At 65.8% G+C, this 15,354-nt stretch carries 9 protein-coding genes; 2 read left to right on the top strand and 7 right to left on the bottom strand.

The window, feature by feature from the left end:
• Window positions 1-78 precede the first annotated feature (78 nt).
• Window positions 79-1,206, top strand: a complete 1,128-nt coding sequence (locus ICJ04_RS02415; RefSeq protein WP_188325975.1) for a PilT/PilU family type 4a pilus ATPase — start codon at window positions 79-81, stop codon at window positions 1,204-1,206.
• A gap of 78 nt (window positions 1,207-1,284) precedes the next feature.
• On the opposite strand, the gene maiA is transcribed toward ICJ04_RS02415, so the two are convergent.
• Both maiA and ICJ04_RS02405 read right to left on the bottom strand, forming a co-directional pair.
• Window positions 1,285-1,971 carry a maleylacetoacetate isomerase gene (gene maiA / locus ICJ04_RS02410; RefSeq protein ID WP_223202967.1) on the bottom strand — a complete coding sequence of 229 codons (687 nt, stop codon included), beginning with the start codon at window positions 1,969-1,971 and terminating at the stop codon, window positions 1,285-1,287.
• Window positions 1,968-2,957: a fumarylacetoacetate hydrolase family protein gene (locus ICJ04_RS02405; RefSeq protein WP_188325974.1), complete on the bottom strand. Its 990-nt coding sequence runs from the start codon at window positions 2,955-2,957 to the stop codon at window positions 1,968-1,970. Before ICJ04_RS02405 ends, maiA begins: the two co-directional genes overlap by 4 nt.
• Before the next feature lie 601 nt (window positions 2,958-3,558).
• On the opposite strand from ICJ04_RS02405, the gene ICJ04_RS02400 reads away from it, so the two are divergent.
• On the top strand, window positions 3,559-4,986 hold the full coding sequence (locus ICJ04_RS02400; RefSeq protein ID WP_188325973.1) for a DEAD/DEAH box helicase: 1,428 nt from the start codon (window positions 3,559-3,561) through the stop codon (window positions 4,984-4,986).
• Window positions 4,987-5,137: 151 nt separating this feature from the next.
• On the opposite strand, the gene ICJ04_RS02395 is transcribed toward ICJ04_RS02400, so the two are convergent.
• From ICJ04_RS02395 to ICJ04_RS02375, 5 genes are all read right to left on the bottom strand, one after another.
• On the bottom strand, window positions 5,138-7,447 hold the full coding sequence (locus tag ICJ04_RS02395; protein WP_188325972.1) for a TonB-dependent hemoglobin/transferrin/lactoferrin family receptor: 2,310 nt from the start codon (window positions 7,445-7,447) through the stop codon (window positions 5,138-5,140).
• A 133-nt stretch (window positions 7,448-7,580) separates the two neighbouring features.
• The gene (locus ICJ04_RS02390; RefSeq protein WP_188325971.1) at window positions 7,581-8,408 is read right to left on the bottom strand and encodes an EF-hand domain-containing protein; all 828 of its coding nucleotides are present in this window, start codon (window positions 8,406-8,408) and stop codon (window positions 7,581-7,583) included.
• Window positions 8,409-8,434: 26 nt separating this feature from the next.
• Window positions 8,435-9,229 (bottom strand): DUF4198 domain-containing protein, encoded by a 795-nt coding sequence (locus ICJ04_RS02385; protein WP_188325970.1) that lies wholly within the window; start codon window positions 9,227-9,229, stop codon window positions 8,435-8,437.
• A 702-nt stretch (window positions 9,230-9,931) separates the two neighbouring features.
• Window positions 9,932-12,523 (bottom strand): M14 family zinc carboxypeptidase, encoded by a 2,592-nt coding sequence (locus tag ICJ04_RS02380; protein ID WP_188325969.1) that lies wholly within the window; start codon window positions 12,521-12,523, stop codon window positions 9,932-9,934.
• A 98-nt stretch (window positions 12,524-12,621) separates the two neighbouring features.
• On the bottom strand, window positions 12,622-15,267 hold the full coding sequence (locus ICJ04_RS02375; protein WP_188325968.1) for a TonB-dependent receptor: 2,646 nt from the start codon (window positions 15,265-15,267) through the stop codon (window positions 12,622-12,624).
• Window positions 15,268-15,354 lie beyond the last annotated feature (87 nt).

The following is a 15,354-nucleotide window of genomic DNA, read 5'->3' as shown; positions in this document are numbered from 1 at the left end:
TGCACGGCCATTGTCGTCAAGCCGACGGCATGCTTGCAACTTAGGCCGTCGGCGACTCGTTTTTGGGGAAAAACGCGTATGGATATCGGCTACTTCCTGAAGCTGATGACCGAAAAGAATGCTTCGGACATGTTCTTGACTACCGGTGCGCCGGTCTACATCAAGATCGAGGGCAAGCTGTACCCGCTCGGCAACACCGGCCTGCCGCCCGGCATGGTCAAGAAAATCGCCTACTCGCTGATGGACGAAGGCCAGGTGCCTCAGTTCGAACGCGAGCTGGAACTCAACATGGCGATTGCCCTGGCGGACACCGGGCGCTTCCGCGTGAACGTGTTCAAGCAGCGTGGCGAAGTCGGCATGGTCATCCGCGCCATCCGTAGCCGGATACCCAGCATCGAAGAGCTGAACCTGCCGCAGGTGCTGAAGGACGTCATCATGACCCCGCGCGGCCTGGTCCTGGTGGTGGGGTCCACCGGGTCGGGCAAGTCCACCTCGCTGGCCTCGATGATCGACCACCGCAACAGCACGACCACCGGGCACATCCTCACCATCGAGGACCCGATCGAGTACCTGCACAAGCACAAGATGTCGATCGTCAACCAGCGCGAGGTTGGGCTGGACACGCATGCCTTCAACAGCGCCTTGAAGAACGCAATGCGTGAAGCACCCGACGTGATCCTGATCGGCGAAATCCTGGATTCGGAAACGATGGAGGCGGCCATTGCCTTCGCCGAGACCGGCCACCTGTGCCTGGCCACCCTGCACTCCAACAATGCCGACCAGACGATTGAGCGCATCCTGAACTTCTTCCCGGAAAGCGCCCACCGCAACGTGCTGATGAACCTGTCGCTGAACCTGCGCGGCGTCATCAGCCAACGCCTGGTGAAGGGCAAGGACGGACGCCGCCTGCCCGCCACCGAGGTCCTGATCAACACGCCGATGATCCGAGACCTGCTGCGCCGCGGCCAGGTGCACGAGATCAAGGCTGCGATGGAAGCCTCGCTGGAAGAAGGCATGGAAAGCTTCGACCAGTGCCTGTTCCGCATGGCGAAGGACGGCACCATCGAGATCGAGGAAGCACTGCGCGCCGCCGACTCCCGCGACGGCCTGGCCTTGAAGTTCCGCCTGTCCGAAGGCAGCGACGGCGAACACGACCCCTACGCCGACTTCTCCGAAGGCCAACCCAGCATCACCCACGGCTTCTGAAAAAGGGGACGGAGGGGATTAAGTCGTTTTCGGCCCCAAGGCCGAAAACGACTTAATCCCCTCCGTCCCCTTTTTTGTTCACACGGCGTCGGTCTGATTCTCTGGACGCGCAGCGTCGAACGCCTCCAGGCCCAGGCACGCCGCCTCGATCCGCCGCAAGGTCGGATAAGGGGTCAGCTCCAGGCCGAAGCGATGGGCGTTGTAGAGCTGAGGGATCAGGCAGGCGTCGGCCAGGCCGGGCTGGTCGCCGTGGCAGAACGTGCCGGTCGCGGTGCTGGCCGCCAGCAGGGACTCCATCGCAGCCAAGCCTTCGGCCATCCAGTGCAGGGTCCACTGCGTGCGCGCATCGACCGGCACCTGCAGCTGACGCTCCAGATACTGCATCACCCGCAGGTTGTTCAGCGGGTGGATATCGCAGGACACCAGTTGGGCCAAGCCGCGCACCCGCGCACGCCCGACCGGGTCTGCCGGCAGCAGCGGCATGGCCGGGAACAGCTCATCCAGGTATTCCAGGATGGCCATGGACTGCGTCAGCACCTGCCCGCGGTGCAGCAGCGTCGGCACCAGTTGCTGTGGATTGAGCGCACGGTAGCCGTCATGGTGCTGTTCGCCGCCATCGCGCACCAGATGGACCGGCTGCGGCTCCCACGACAGACCTTTCAGGTGCAACCCGATACGCACGCGGTAGGCTGCACTGGAGCGCCAATAGGTGTGCAGGACGATACGTCCCTGCCCGCCCGGCTCCTGCGCCGCCTCGTCATTCACGGCGCGGAGGCCTGTTCAATGCGCTGCTCGATGGCGCCGAAGATGCTGTTGCCGGCCGCATCCAGCATTTCAATACGCACCACGTCACCGAAGGACATGAACGGCGTGCTGGGCTTGCCGTCGCGCAGGGTTTCCACGGTGCGCTGCTCGGCGAAGCAGGACGCGCCCTTGCTGGTGTCTTCGTTGGCGATGGTGCCCGAGCCGACGATGGTCGCCGCCCCCAGAGGGCGGGTCTTGGCCGCATGGGCCACCAGCTGGGCGAAATTGAACTGCATGTCGACGCCGGCTTCCGGCGCGCCGAACCAGGCGCCATTGATATGCGTCAGCAGCGGCAGGTGCAGCGTGCTGTCCTGCCAGGCAGCGCCCAGTTCGTCCGGGGTGACGAACACCGGCGACAGCGCGGAACGCGGCTTGGACTGCAGGAAACCGAACCCCTTCGCCAGCTCGCCCGGGATCAGGTTGCGCAGCGACACGTCATTGACCAACCCGATCAACTGGATATGGCCTGCTGCCTGCTCGGGGGTGACCGCCATCGGCACATCGTCGGTGATCACCACGATCTCCGCCTCCAGGTCGATGCCGTAGTCCTCGCTGACCACCTTCACCGGATCGCGCGGACCATGGAAACCGGCGCTGGTGGCCTGGTACATGAGCGGATCGGTATAGAAGCTCTCCGGCACCTCGGCACCGCGCGCGCGGCGCACCCGCGCCACGTGCGGCAGGTACGCGCTGCCGTCCAGGAATTCGTAAGCGCGCGGCAGCGGGGCTGCCAGCGCCTGCATGTCCATGTCGAAGACACCATCGGCATCGCCGGCATTGAGCGATTGATAGAGCGCATCCAGCCGCGGCGCCACGCGCGCCCAGTCTTCCAACGCCACCTGCAGCGTCGCCGCGATACCGGTGGCACGCACCCCGTGCGCAAGATCACGCGAGACCACGATCAAGGTGCCGTCGCGGCCCCCTTCCTTCAACGAACCAAGCTTCATGGGGATATCCGGCAGAGGTGGACAACAAGTTTCAAGTGTAATCAAAGCCCCGCAACCACGGAAAGCTGCGCCGCCGCATCCCCGAGTGTAGGCCGGTCCCGCGGATGACCGGAGGCGTCCCTGCCGCCGAGCACGGCTCGGCGCTAGCGGCCTTGTCCGGGAAGCACGGAAACTGTCGGAGGGCCGGGCGGGGAGGCTGGGCGGGGGCGTTGAGCGCCATGGATGGCGCGAAACGAGGCCCGCAGGATGCGGCTTCTGCCGGCCCCCGCACAGCCTCCCCGCCCGGCCCCACCCGCATCCGGCGTGGCGTGCAGCCCAACCTGAACACGCCCCTTTGCGCCAAGTCTCAAACTTCGGGTAGACTTCGCCGGTCTGCAACGGCCGTCCGTTTCCCTCCGGGACCGCCGGCGAGTCAGGTCATAGACCCCTCGCCCGCCCCAACTCCGACGCCGTACGTCACGCATTCCAGCCTGTGCTTCGCGCCGGTTGCCCCCAATTCTCGCAGCGCGGTTCACGGGAACGCTCCGAGTCAGCCGATCTCATCGATCTGCCCCCGCTTGGCCATTCGGTCAGGCGTTCTCTGTTTTTGGAGCTTTCTCGAATGTCCTTTGAATCCCTGGGCCTTGCGCCCTTCCTGCTGCGTGCGCTTTCCGAGCAGGGCTATGAAACCCCGACCCCGATCCAGGAGCAGGCGATCCCGCTCGCCCTGGCCGGCCGTGACCTGCTGGCCGGCGCACAGACCGGCACCGGCAAGACCGCCGCCTTCGGCCTGCCGCTGCTGCAGCACCTGGCCACCAGTTCGCAGGAAGTGTCCAACGGCGGCCCGCGCAAGCCGCGCGCGCTGATCCTGACCCCGACCCGCGAACTCGCCACCCAGGTGCACGACAGCCTGCGCGGCTACAGCAAGTACCTGCGCATTCCGAGCGCCTGCATCTACGGCGGCGTCGGCATGGGCAACCAGCTGGACATCCTGCGCCGTGGCGTGGACCTGCTGGTGGCCTGCCCGGGCCGCCTGATCGACCATATCGAGCGTCGCAGCATCGACCTGTCCGGCATTGAAGTGCTGGTGCTGGACGAAGCCGACCGCATGCTCGACATGGGCTTCCTGCCGTCGATCAAGCGCATCCTGGCCAAGCTGCCCAAGCAGAACCGCCAGACCCTGCTGTTCTCGGCGACCTTCGAAGAGAGCATCAAGCAGCTGGCCATGGAGTTCATGCGCAACCCGGAGCAGATCCAGGTCACGCCGAAGAACACCGTCGCCGAGCTGATCACCCACCGCGTCCACCCGGTCGACGGCAGTCGCAAGCGCGACCTGCTGCTGCACCTGCTGGCGCAGGACAGCCGCGAGCAGACCCTGGTCTTCGCCCGCACCAAGCACGGCAGCGACAAGCTGGCCGCGTTCCTGGACAAGTCCGGCATCAAGACCGCCGCGATCCACGGCAACAAGAGCCAGGGCCAGCGCCTGCGCGCACTGGCGGACTTCAAGGCCGGCCGTGTCACCGTGCTGGTCGCGACCGACATCGCGGCACGCGGTATCGACATCAACGAGCTGCCGAAGGTGATCAACTTCGATCTGCCGATGGTGGCCGAAGACTACGTGCACCGCATCGGCCGTACCGGCCGTAATGGCGCCACCGGTGAAGCGATTTCGCTGGTCGCCCAGGATGAGGTGAAGCTGCTGCGCCAGATCGTGCGCCTGCTGGGCCGCGACATGGATATCCGCGACGTACCGGGCTTCGAGCTGCAGGTGCCGATCCGCTGGGGCAACAGTGCACCGGGCAAGGCTGACAGCGATATGGGTGACCGTGCCGTGCGCAAGACCTCGCATGCCCGTCGTCCGCACGGCGATGCGCCGCGTCACGCGCATGCCGGTCCGAAGAAGCCGGGTGGCGGTCGTCGCGAAGGCGGCGGCAACGGTGCGGGCCAGGCGCGTGCCGCGCAGGGCCAGGGCCAGCGTCGTGGTGGCGGTGGTGCCGCCGGCGCCGGTGCCGGTCGTGGCCGCAGCGCGGGCACCAGCCGCGCGGTCTGATGCGAGATAGCGCCGGGCTCTGGCCGGTAGCTTGAACGCAGCAAGAACAAAGGGACGGAGCGCGAGCTCCGTCCCTTTTTCGTTGTTGATGGCACGAGGCGGCCGCACTTCGCGCTCGCCGATCATGGCTCGGCGCTGGCGGATCTGCCCCTCAGAAGGTGTACGCCACGGTCACCCGTGCATTGCGGCCCGGTTCGCTGTAACGACCGATGCCCTCCTCGTTGACGTAGCCATACAACGTGGTCGAGCCCTCGAACACGCCGCGCACCCGCTGCCACAGGTAGTACTCGCGGTTGGTCAGGTTGTACACACCGGCACTCAACCGCAACTGGTCGCTGATGTTCCAGCTGCCCACCAGGTCCAGCACCGTGTAGCCATCGACCTTGCCGACCCAATCCGGGGTCTCGCGGGTGCCGTTGGCCAACGTGGTGTAAGCATCGTCGGCGTTCTTTCCCCAAGCGTGGGTCAAGTTGGCCGTGACATTCCACACGGGCGATGGCGCATAGCGCAGCCCGACCACCACGCTGGCCGGCACGATGCTCTCGAGCGGATCACCGTTGGCCTTCTCGCCTTCGCTGTAGGCGGCCGCGATGCGCGACGACCACGCATCGTTGAACTGCCAGCGACCTTCCAGCTCGGCACCCTTGACGATCACCTTGCCGGCGTTCATCGGCATCGTTGCGTTGTAGCGGTACAACACGGGCGACGTCGCGGTGGTGCGGTAGCCGTTGGCGTAAGCCTGCGCCGTGGTCACCGTCTCGATGAAGTTGCTGTAGCGGTCGCGGAACAGCGAGACGCCCAGCAATCCACGGTCCGTCGTCCAGCGGTAACCCAGCTCTACATTCAAGCTCTTTTCGGCATCCAGGTCTGGATTCGATGATGAGGTATCGAACTGCACCTGCGCGCCGGTCAGCGCATCAAAGGCGACAGTGGATCCAGTCGGCGAGTACAGATCGGCCACGCTGGGTGCACGGAACCCGCGTCCCAACTGCGCCCATAGCGCGTGGTCGGGCAGGAAGCGGAACTCGGCACCCGCCTGCCAGCTCGGCGCGGAAAACTGCAGGTCACGCACGCTGCCCGTCGGGTCGACGAAGGTGGCATCCACCGTGGGCGAATAGTCATAACGGTCATAGCGTGCACCGCCGCTCAGGATCAGTCGGTCGTCCAGCAACGACACGCTGTCGCGCAGATACAGGTTCCAGTTGCGCGCGTCGGTCCTGGGGACCTGGCGCGGATCCTGGTCGACGCTGGCGACGGTGCCCGCCGCCGTCCATCGCGTATCCACGGCGGTGAAGTCCACGTCGCGGCGCTGCCAGGCCAGTCCGTACGCGATGTCATGGCGTGCGCCGGACGTTTCCAGCACCTTGCTGAAATCCAGTGCCGCGCGATCCAGCGTCTGTTCGGTCGCACGGTTCTCGCTGCGCAGGCACGGCACGGTGCGCCCCGGGCAGCCGCTACCGGCGAGGATGGTGGTCAGGCCCCGGCTCTCGGTGACCTGGCGATCCAGCTGCGCTTCCACGCTGTCGAACAGCGCATTCTGCGGGCGGTACTGCCAGCGCACGCCATAGCGATCCCGATCATTGCGGTCATCACCGCGCCGCTCCAGATAGCCGGGCGCGTACACGCGCGACAGGTTGCCCACTTCGTTGCGCGCACGGCCACGCTCGATCATGAAACCGAGTGTGTTGCGTTCATCCAGCTGCAGGTCCAGCTTGCCCAACAGATTGTCACGCGTGCTGTCCACCGGATCGGGGGTGCGCCGGCCGATGCCGATGCGGTCCACGGTCGTGTCGTACCAGCTCTCTGATTCATGGCCTTCGCGGCGCGTATAGACCAGCATCGATTCGGCGATGCCGGTGCGGTTGGCGAAAGTGAGCGTACCCATGGTCTCGTCGTTGGCGCCGCTGTAGCCGAACTTGACCCCCACGTGCGTGTCGTTGCCGACGGCCTTCAGGTAGTCGGCCGGGTCCTTGGTGGTGAACACCACCGCACCACCGAGCGCACCACTGCCAGCGGTGATGGAATCCGCCCCCTTGATCACCTGCAGGCTCTTCAGCGTGTCGATGTCCACGTCGCCGCGGCCACTGCGGAAGAACTCATACGAACGCGCCGTTTCCACGGACTCGCCGAGGCTGAGTCCATCGACAGTGATCGCCACGCGGTCGCTTTCCAGGCCGCGGATGTTGAAGCCGTTGTCACCGAAGCGGCCCATGTCCACCACGCTGACACCGGGGATGTAGCGGATGGCCTCTTCCATGGTGTTGGCCATGTCCGCGTCCAGGTCGGCAGCGGTAAGCACGGTGACGTTCTGGTTGCGCGACGTGCTCTTCTTGGCGCGCTCGGCTTCCACCCGCACGGTATCGAGGGTGCCGGCATCGGCCGGTGCGTCCGCATGCGCGGCGGGTATCGCGGACAGGCTGGCGAGCACCGCCAGTGAAAGCAGGGAGAGGGACAGGTTCATCGGGAAAGCTCCGCAGGGAGAAAGGCTGGGCTAACGCCATTCCTGGCTGCCGACGCGCGTGGCGGCGGTGCGGGCTGGGAGGTCGTGGGAGATCGGTTGATGGGGCGCCGACGGCATGCAGGCACCCGATGTGTCACGGCGTAGCGGTCGGTTCCGGATCACGCGCATCGACGATGCGGTCACCGTTGGTATCAGCGCGATCAAACAGGCGCTTGCCCGACACCTGGTACTCGGCGAAGGTCATCCGACCGTCCTTGTCGGTGTCCAGTGCCCCGAAGCGCACCGCCGCTTGACGCCCGCCCGCCTCTCGCACCTTCGTGCGCTGCGCATCCAGGCGACCGGCAAATTCGGCGGTGTACTCGGCCAGGTCCAACTGACCATCGGCATTGGTGTCGGTCGCGGCGAACGTGGCGGCGCGTGCAGCATCGAACTCGGCGCGATCGACCACTCCGTCACCGTTGCGGTCGTACAGGTCCAGCATGCCGTTGGCGGTATGCGAGGTCGGCATCTTCAGCGGATCGCGGTTGGTCGCCGCCGCGCTTTCCTGCGTCGCGTCCTGGCTCTTCTCGTAGCCGTCCCAGGTGCGCTCGCCCGCTGCGTCGAATTCGTCGCGGCTGATGCGCCCGTCCTTGTCCTGGTCCAGCGCCTTGAAGCGTGTGTCGGTCTGCCGCAGGTGCCCTTCGCGGGCCTTGGCCAGGCGTTCATCGAAACGCTGCAGGTACTCGTCGATGTACTCCTGCTTGTCCACGCTGCCATCGCCATTGCGGTCGGTCGCGGCGTAGCGTGCGCGACGGAAGGTCTCGAACTGTGCCCAGCTGACCGCGCCGGTGTCCTGCGGATCGAACTGCTCCAGGAAATCTGCTGCGGCAGAAGACAGGGCAGGTGCCGTGGCCTGTTGCGCGGATGCCGTGGGGGCCGATGTAGCCGCAAGCAGCGCCAGCGCGATCATGATCTTGGTCATACGAGGAAATCCTTCAAGGGAGTGGCTTACGGTTCCAGCACGCGGAAGCTGAGCGTGTAGTTGTTGCCGTACTGCGGTGCAGCAGCACCTGCCGGGGCAGCGCCGCGATAGCGGATCAACGCCAGGTAGCTGCCTGCCTGCTGCAACGGCAAGGTGGCTTTGCCCGCGGCATCGGTGGTGAGTTCCAGTGCGGCCGGCTGGCTGTGGCCATCGCCGAGCGCGCGGTTGATCTCCACCTTCTGCGCCGGCAGCGGCTTGCCGTCGTAGCGCACTTCGAAAGTGAAGGACTCGCCGACGTACAGATCACTCGGATGGGTGACGGGGACCAGCTCAAGGCCCTTGCCGTAAGGCTTCAGGGCGTCGGTGGTCGGCTCCCCGGCCGTCAGATAGACCTCCGACCGCGACAGACTCTGGTAGTGCGACACGATCTTCGCCCCGGCTGGCAGCGGCGTGGACGGGTCACGGCTGCTTGCGGTCTTGCCGTTGACCTCGAACGTACGGAACACCGCGCCAAGGCGATTACCGGTGCTGAAGCGGTAGGTGCCCTTCTTGCCCGGCAGCCGCTGCTCGACCACGGCCCGGGTCTTCAACAGATGCACGGTATCGGGTACATGGGTCACACCATCGGGATCGGTCACCACGAAGGTGCTGTTGTCGAACACCACCTCGGGAACGAAGAAGGTTTCAGCGAAGCTGGCATCGAGCGTGACCAGGCTGGTCGGCTGGATCTGGAACGTCGCCGGTGCCAGATATGGCGTATGCGCATGGGCAGGCAACACGACGGCGGCCAGCATCAGGCCAGCCAGCAAGCAGGTTTTCATCGGCATATCTCGTGGAAGGCACCGGCCCCAGTCCGGCGGCGCACACTCTATGCCTATTGCGAATGATTCGCAATACGATTGTTATACAGCGAACGGCGGAGCCCCTCGCGGTGGGCTGCAAGTGCAGGCTGCGTGCTTGGGGCTGGGCGGTGGGGCTGTGCGGGGGCCGGCAAAAACTGCGTCCATGCGTGCCTCGTTTCGCGCCATCCATGGCGCTCAACGCCCCCGCGCAGCCCCACCGCCCAGCCCTCTGACAGGTTCCGTGCGCCGCCAGCCGCGTAAGAAAAAAGAAAAAAGCGGTAGCGCCGACCCATGGTCGGCGAGCGCAGCGGGCCGTTGGCGGGGACATTCCGCCGAGCACGGCTCGGCGCTACAGATGGCGATAATCCGTCGGGTGGAGGGAGCCCCTGAGTCAGGGGCGGCCGCGAAGCGGCGGGGTGTGGGTGCTGGTGAGACGGGGCCCGCGGTTTGCGAAGCAAAGCGTGGGAGCGGCAGCGCGAATGCGATGACGTGGACCCGTGCCATGGATGGCACGAAACGAGGCCCGCATGGATGCGGCCCTTGCCGTCCCCTGCCAACCCACCCCGCCCCACCTCCAAGCAGCCCCGCAGCTGTTGCCGTTGCCGTTGCCGTTGCCGTTGCTGTTGCTGTTGCCGCTGCAGTTGCTTCTGCAGGTGCCGGGCTGCAAGCCCGGCAACCCACCTACCCCCTCGGCTTCGCCGGGTTCAACAGATTGCCGAAGAACACCGCATTGACCAGCAACCGGTCCGTCCCGTGCCAATACTTCCGGTGCGCCGGGTCATCGGCGAACAACACCACGTTGCCTTGCCCCTGCGGCGACACCAGCAACCACGCCGAGCCCTTTACCCGCGCCCGGTTGCGCTCGGACAGATAGCCGTTGACGCGCGGCTGCTCGTCCACCCGCACCACCGTGGAGAACGGATTGGCGCTCGGCTGCAGCACCACCGCGTTTTCCTTGTTCACCGCAAGCGCGCGACCCGGTACGCCGAAGCCCAGCGGATGACTCGTGTCGATGTCCGCACTGAGGATGTTGCCGCTCACCCGCTCGATCGCCGCGATATCGCGCTGATCGCCGAACGCCTTGCGTTCGCCCGCAGTGGTCTCTTCGTCCTGGCCTAGCTTCTCACCGTCGGCCAACTTCTTGTCGATTGCCCAGCGCGAGGCGGTGCCATACGTCACCAGCGATCCGCCTGCCTGGATCCAGCGCTTCAGCGCGCCCACGGCGACGTCGTCCACTGCCTCGTACTTGCCACCGGACAACACGATCGTGGTGTAGCGGTCCAACGCCACCTTGCCCAGCTGGGTCGGGTCGATCTTGCTGGCGGGCAGCTGCAGCTGCTGGTCCAGCAGGAACCAGGCCGAGCCGATCTCGGTGGCGTTCACGCCCTCACCCATCACCAGCGCGACGGCGGGCTTGCGCAATGCCTTCACCCCATCGCTGCCCAGATCGACACCGCCCCGGCTCTGGCCGCTGGCCAGTGCATGGGCCTGCACGCCTGCATCCGTTGCGGCCGCCTGCACGGCATCCCGCAGCGCCGCGCCCTGCAGTGGCTGTCCTGCCACCGGCACCACGATGCTGCCGGGCGCGAACGACACATCGCCGCCCACCGTGCTGGCGGTGAAAGACTGGAATGCCGCGCGCGTGGACAGACCCTTGGACTGCAGTGCGTACAGCGCACGGCCCGCGTTGTAGTCGCGCCAATCGATCACATACGCGTAGCCGGCCTGGCCACCCCGTACCCCCGCCTGCACCGGCGGCAACGCGGTTACCTGCGTGCCCTCCGCGATGCGCCCCTTGCTGGCGGCGAAAGCGACCCCGTAGGCCGGTGCGATAGCGTAAGACGTGCTGCCGTAGAACACATCGCCCTTGATCGGCGGGGTGTCGGCGAAGATCGAATGCACCAGCCGGAACTGCGGCTGCGCAGCGGGCACCACGTAGGCACTGCCCGGTTCAAAGCGGCGCCCCTCTACGGTGACGGTCGATGCCAGCGCATGCACCTCGATCCGGTGCAGCAGCAACAACTCAAGCAGCTTCCGGGTGAGCGCAGGATCGTGCGCATCGCCGAACACGAAGCTCTTCAAGGGCTGCTGCCCCGCCTGCTTGAGCGCGGACTGGAAGAACGTCTTCTGCAGGGTGAACAGGCCTTCCCGCTCAGCCACCGCACCGCGCAAGGTGCCCAGCCCGGTGGCGACCTGGTTGCGGATGGTGAACGGGAAGGTCAACGGACCATTGACCGACTCCTGCACGCGTCCGCGCGAGCTGGCCTGTTCGACGGTGACACCCACGGCACCGTGGAAATCCGGGTAGGTGGAGCCATACACCGGTGAGAAGTTGTCGTAGTTCTCGCCGGTGTAATACAGCGAGCCCAACGCATCCAGCGAGGCGGCGTGGTACTTCGCCAGGGTCTTGTTGAACTCGTACGACGCGGCCGGCAGCAACGGACTGTGCATGCTCTTCGGTGACGGCTCGAAGTAGTAGGTGCTGTCCTTGCCCATTTCGTGGAAGTCGATCTGCACGTTCGGGTACCACTGGTGGAAGACCTCGATCTTCGGTCGACTTTCCTGTTGCGTCAGGGCCAGCCAGTCGCGGTTGAGGTCGGTGAAGTAGTGGTTGGTGCGACCCTGCGGGAACGGCTCAACGTGCTCCTTGTCGGCCGGGTCGGCCGATGCCGGACTGGATGCGTAGGCGTTGTGCCAGTTCGCAGCTCGGTCACGGCCGTCCGGGTTCTGCGCCGGATCGAACAGCACCACGGCGTTCTGCAACCACTGCTGCGTCTCGGCGCTGCGGTTGGCCACCAGGTAGTACGCCGTCAGCATCGCCGCCTCGCCGCTGGAGGTCTCGTTGCCGTGCACGCTGTAGCCCAGCCACACCACCACGGGGCTGTCGCCGGCAGCGGTGCGCGGTTGCGCGGGATCGGCCAGGGTGGCGTGCTGCTGGCGCAGCGTGTCCAGCCGTGCGTGGTTCTGTGCCGAGGTCACCGTGGCGATCAGCAGCGGACGCCCTTCGTAGCTGCGGCCGATTTCCTGCACCGTGATCTTGTCGGAATGCTTGGCCAGTTCGTTGAAGTAAGCCACCAGTTGATCATGCCGCGTGTAGCGGCTGCCGACCTCGTAGCCGAGGAACTGCTGCGGCGTCGGCACGGCCGGATCGAAATCGGTGGATTGGCCCTGCGGGAAGAAGTAAGCACTCTGCGCCTGCGCCGGGAGAACCGGAGCGGCGACCGCGATGGCGGCAACGAACAAGGACAACAACACACTGCGATGGAAGGACACAACGATTCCCCATGAAGGTTGGCGCTGGAGCGCCGAGGGCAGCCACCTGGCCGCACGCGGCGACCAGGCGGACATTGCGGTGCAACGAAGCAGGCTGATCAGAACCGGTAGTCGAACCCGACCGTGAAGTAGCGTCCGCGCAGGTCGTACTGGCTGAAATCGTAGGGCGCGCGGATGCCCGGGAACGACGCGTCGTACGGCGGTGCCTCATCGCCCAGGTTCTGGATCTTCGCGTACAGGGTCAGCTGCTCGAATCCGGTGTACCCGACGTACAGATCGAACTGGCTGTACGAGTCGACCCGGTCCTGCACGGCCTGCGCCGTCGTGCTGGCCTTCTGGTCATAACCACTGGTGTAGTACCAGGTGAGCGCCGTGCGTACATCACCGTACGCCCAGTCCAACGACGTCGTCGCTTTGTTCTTCGGCAAGGTCGCACCGAGGTTGCTGCCGGCGTAGTCCACGAGCGGACCGCCGATCACCGTGGGCCGGCGGTAGTCGCGCACATGGGTGTACGCCGAGCTCAGGTTTAAGGTGCCGAAGCGATCGGTGGGCACGCGCTGGCGCAGCTCGACATCGATGCCGGACGTCTTCAGGTCACTCAGGTTCTGGTAGCGGTTATACACGGCCTGGATCTTGCCGCGCTCATCGCGCTGCACCGCGCCGGGCACATCGTTGGTGACCAGGGTCTGGGTGTTGTTGGTGCCGACCAGGTTCTCCAGCTCGATCTTGTAGTAGTCGACACTCAGGTTGGTGTTCGCCCACGGCGACAGCACCACGCCGAAGTTATAGCTGCGCGTGCGTTCCGGCTTCAGGTCGGTGTTGCCGACGGTGAAGAACGTGGGGTTCTGCCGCGATCCGGGCAGGTCCGGGTCACGCGGGTCGACCACGCTGCCGTAGGAAATGCTGGTGCTGTCCGAGTTCTCCGAAAGCGAAGGCGCACGAAAGCCCTTCGACGCGGCCGCGCGCACCAGCAGGAAGTCCAGCGGCTGCCAGCGCAGGCCCAGCTTGGGCGAGAACGCATCGCCGAAGTCGTCGTAATGATCCGCACGCGCGGCGACCGACAGCTCCAGCCTGGAGGCCAGCGGCACGATCGCCTCGGCATACGCTGCGGTCACGGTCCGCTCGCCATGCACTTCGGCGATGGCCGGGCGTACCTGCAGGCCGGCATCGATCTGCCAGGGATTGTTGGAATCCAGCTTCTCGCGGCGCCACTCCAGCCCCGAGGCGAAGCCGATGTCGCCGGCCCAGGTACGGCCCAGCGTGCCGGACACTTTCGCATCGATGCCCTGCAGCTTGGATTCGGCCGGGCGCAAGGTGGCGATGTTGATGCCATCAAGCACCGACTGAGGCGTGGCCGACGGATCCAACAGGTTGTAGCTGCCGGTGGCCAACGCGTCGGCCAACGCCCAGCGGTTCGCGAAGCCACCGGACACGGTTTCGCGCTCGCTGCTGCGGGCACCGAACGCGGCCACCTCCCAATCCCAGCGCTCGCTGCTGCCGCGCAGGCCGACCAGTCCGCGGTAGGACTGCGAGCGGTTGGTCTTCACCGTGCCGCCGAGGTTGAAGAACGTGTATTCGATCGGCACGGCCCGTCCGTACGGGTTGTAGGGGTTGTTGGCGGGCAGGCTCGAAGACACCGGCTCGGCCAGTCCGGTATCCGCGTTCAGCGCGAAGCGACCACTTTCCAGGGTGAAGAAGGGACTGCTGCCAAACCAGGAAACGCCTTTTACCTCGCTGTACAGGACTTCGCCGAAGGCTTCGACGTTGTCACTGACGCGGAACGTGCCGTTCGCATAGGCCTGCCAGCGTTTGGTCGACGGAATCAACGTGGTGAACGGTGCCTGGTTGAAGCCGCAGGTGTTGCCGGCCAGTCCATCGATCGGCGCGCTGGCGACCAGGGTGGTGCCGTCCGGGCACTGGCCATTGGCATCGAGCATGGGCACCGACGCCCCATTGATCAGGTACCGCGCGCCTTTCGCCGACCAGCCGTTCCAGCGGCCACCGGACTTGTCGCTGTAGATGCCGCTCTGGGTCAGGTCGCGCTCGTCCTGGTCCAGGCGATCGCGGTTGTAAGCTTCCAGGCTGAAGAGGATGTTGTAGCCATCGCGCTCCAGGTCACCCAGCCCGCCGACGAACTTCAGCTTGGTTTCGTCCAGCCCGCCCTGGTCCGCCGTGCCGACGCTGCCGCCGATCTCCGCGCCCTGGTAGTTCTGTCGGGTGATGATGTTGACCACGCCGGCCACGGCATCCGAGCCATACACCGCCGACGCGCCGTCCTTGAGCACTTCGATCCGTTCCACGGCGACCAGCGGCAGCGCATTGAGGTTGACGAAGGTGTCGGACAGGCCATTGGCCGGGAAACCATAGTTGGCCAAACGCCGGCCATTGAGCAGCACCAGCGTGTTTTTCTGCGACAGGCCACGCAGGCCGATACCTGCCGAGCCAGAGGCCCAGCCACTGTTGGAGGTCTCGTTCGCTGCATTGCCGGTGTTGGCCGAGATCGAGCGCAGTACATCGGCGACCGACGCCTTGCCGGTGGCCTCCAGCTGTTCGCGGCCGATCACCTGGACCGGGTTGGCGGTCTCCGTGTCAGTGCGTTTGATGTTGGACCCGGTGACCCGCACGGCGGCCAGTGTGCTGGCATCGCCACTGGCGGAGGTGTCGGCAGAGGTGTCGGCTGCGGCAGGCAAAGGCGCGGCCAAGGCAGCGGCCAAGGCCGCCACGAGCAAGGTGTGCTGGGGCATGTGGTCTTCGTGGGGTGGTGGTGGCAGTTCCGCAGTAGCACATGAACGGCTGCTGCGCAGCCAATAACATCTCTTCATACGGATATA

The sequence above is a fragment of the Stenotrophomonas sp. 169 genome, assembly GCF_014621775.1.
Taxonomy (GTDB): domain Bacteria; phylum Pseudomonadota; class Gammaproteobacteria; order Xanthomonadales; family Xanthomonadaceae; genus Stenotrophomonas.
The sequence above is the reverse complement of the archived record's forward strand: the minus strand, read 5'-3'. Positions and strand labels throughout refer to the sequence as shown.

Excerpts from the sequence above, each read along its gene's own strand:
- ICJ04_RS02405 (WP_188325974.1), bottom strand. The coding sequence starts at position 2,957 with ATGAAGCTTGGTTCGTTGAAGGAAGGGGGCCGCGACGGCACCTTGATC.
- ICJ04_RS02400 (WP_188325973.1), top strand. The coding sequence starts at position 3,559 with ATGTCCTTTGAATCCCTGGGCCTTGCGCCCTTCCTGCTGCGTGCGCTT.
- ICJ04_RS02375 (WP_188325968.1), bottom strand. The coding sequence starts at position 15,267 with ATGCCCCAGCACACCTTGCTCGTGGCGGCCTTGGCCGCTGCCTTGGCC.
- ICJ04_RS02385 (WP_188325970.1), bottom strand. The coding sequence starts at position 9,229 with ATGAAAACCTGCTTGCTGGCTGGCCTGATGCTGGCCGCCGTCGTGTTG.
- ICJ04_RS02390 (WP_188325971.1), bottom strand. The coding sequence starts at position 8,408 with ATGACCAAGATCATGATCGCGCTGGCGCTGCTTGCGGCTACATCGGCC.
- ICJ04_RS02415 (WP_188325975.1), top strand. The coding sequence starts at position 79 with ATGGATATCGGCTACTTCCTGAAGCTGATGACCGAAAAGAATGCTTCG.
- ICJ04_RS02395 (WP_188325972.1), bottom strand. The coding sequence starts at position 7,447 with ATGAACCTGTCCCTCTCCCTGCTTTCACTGGCGGTGCTCGCCAGCCTG.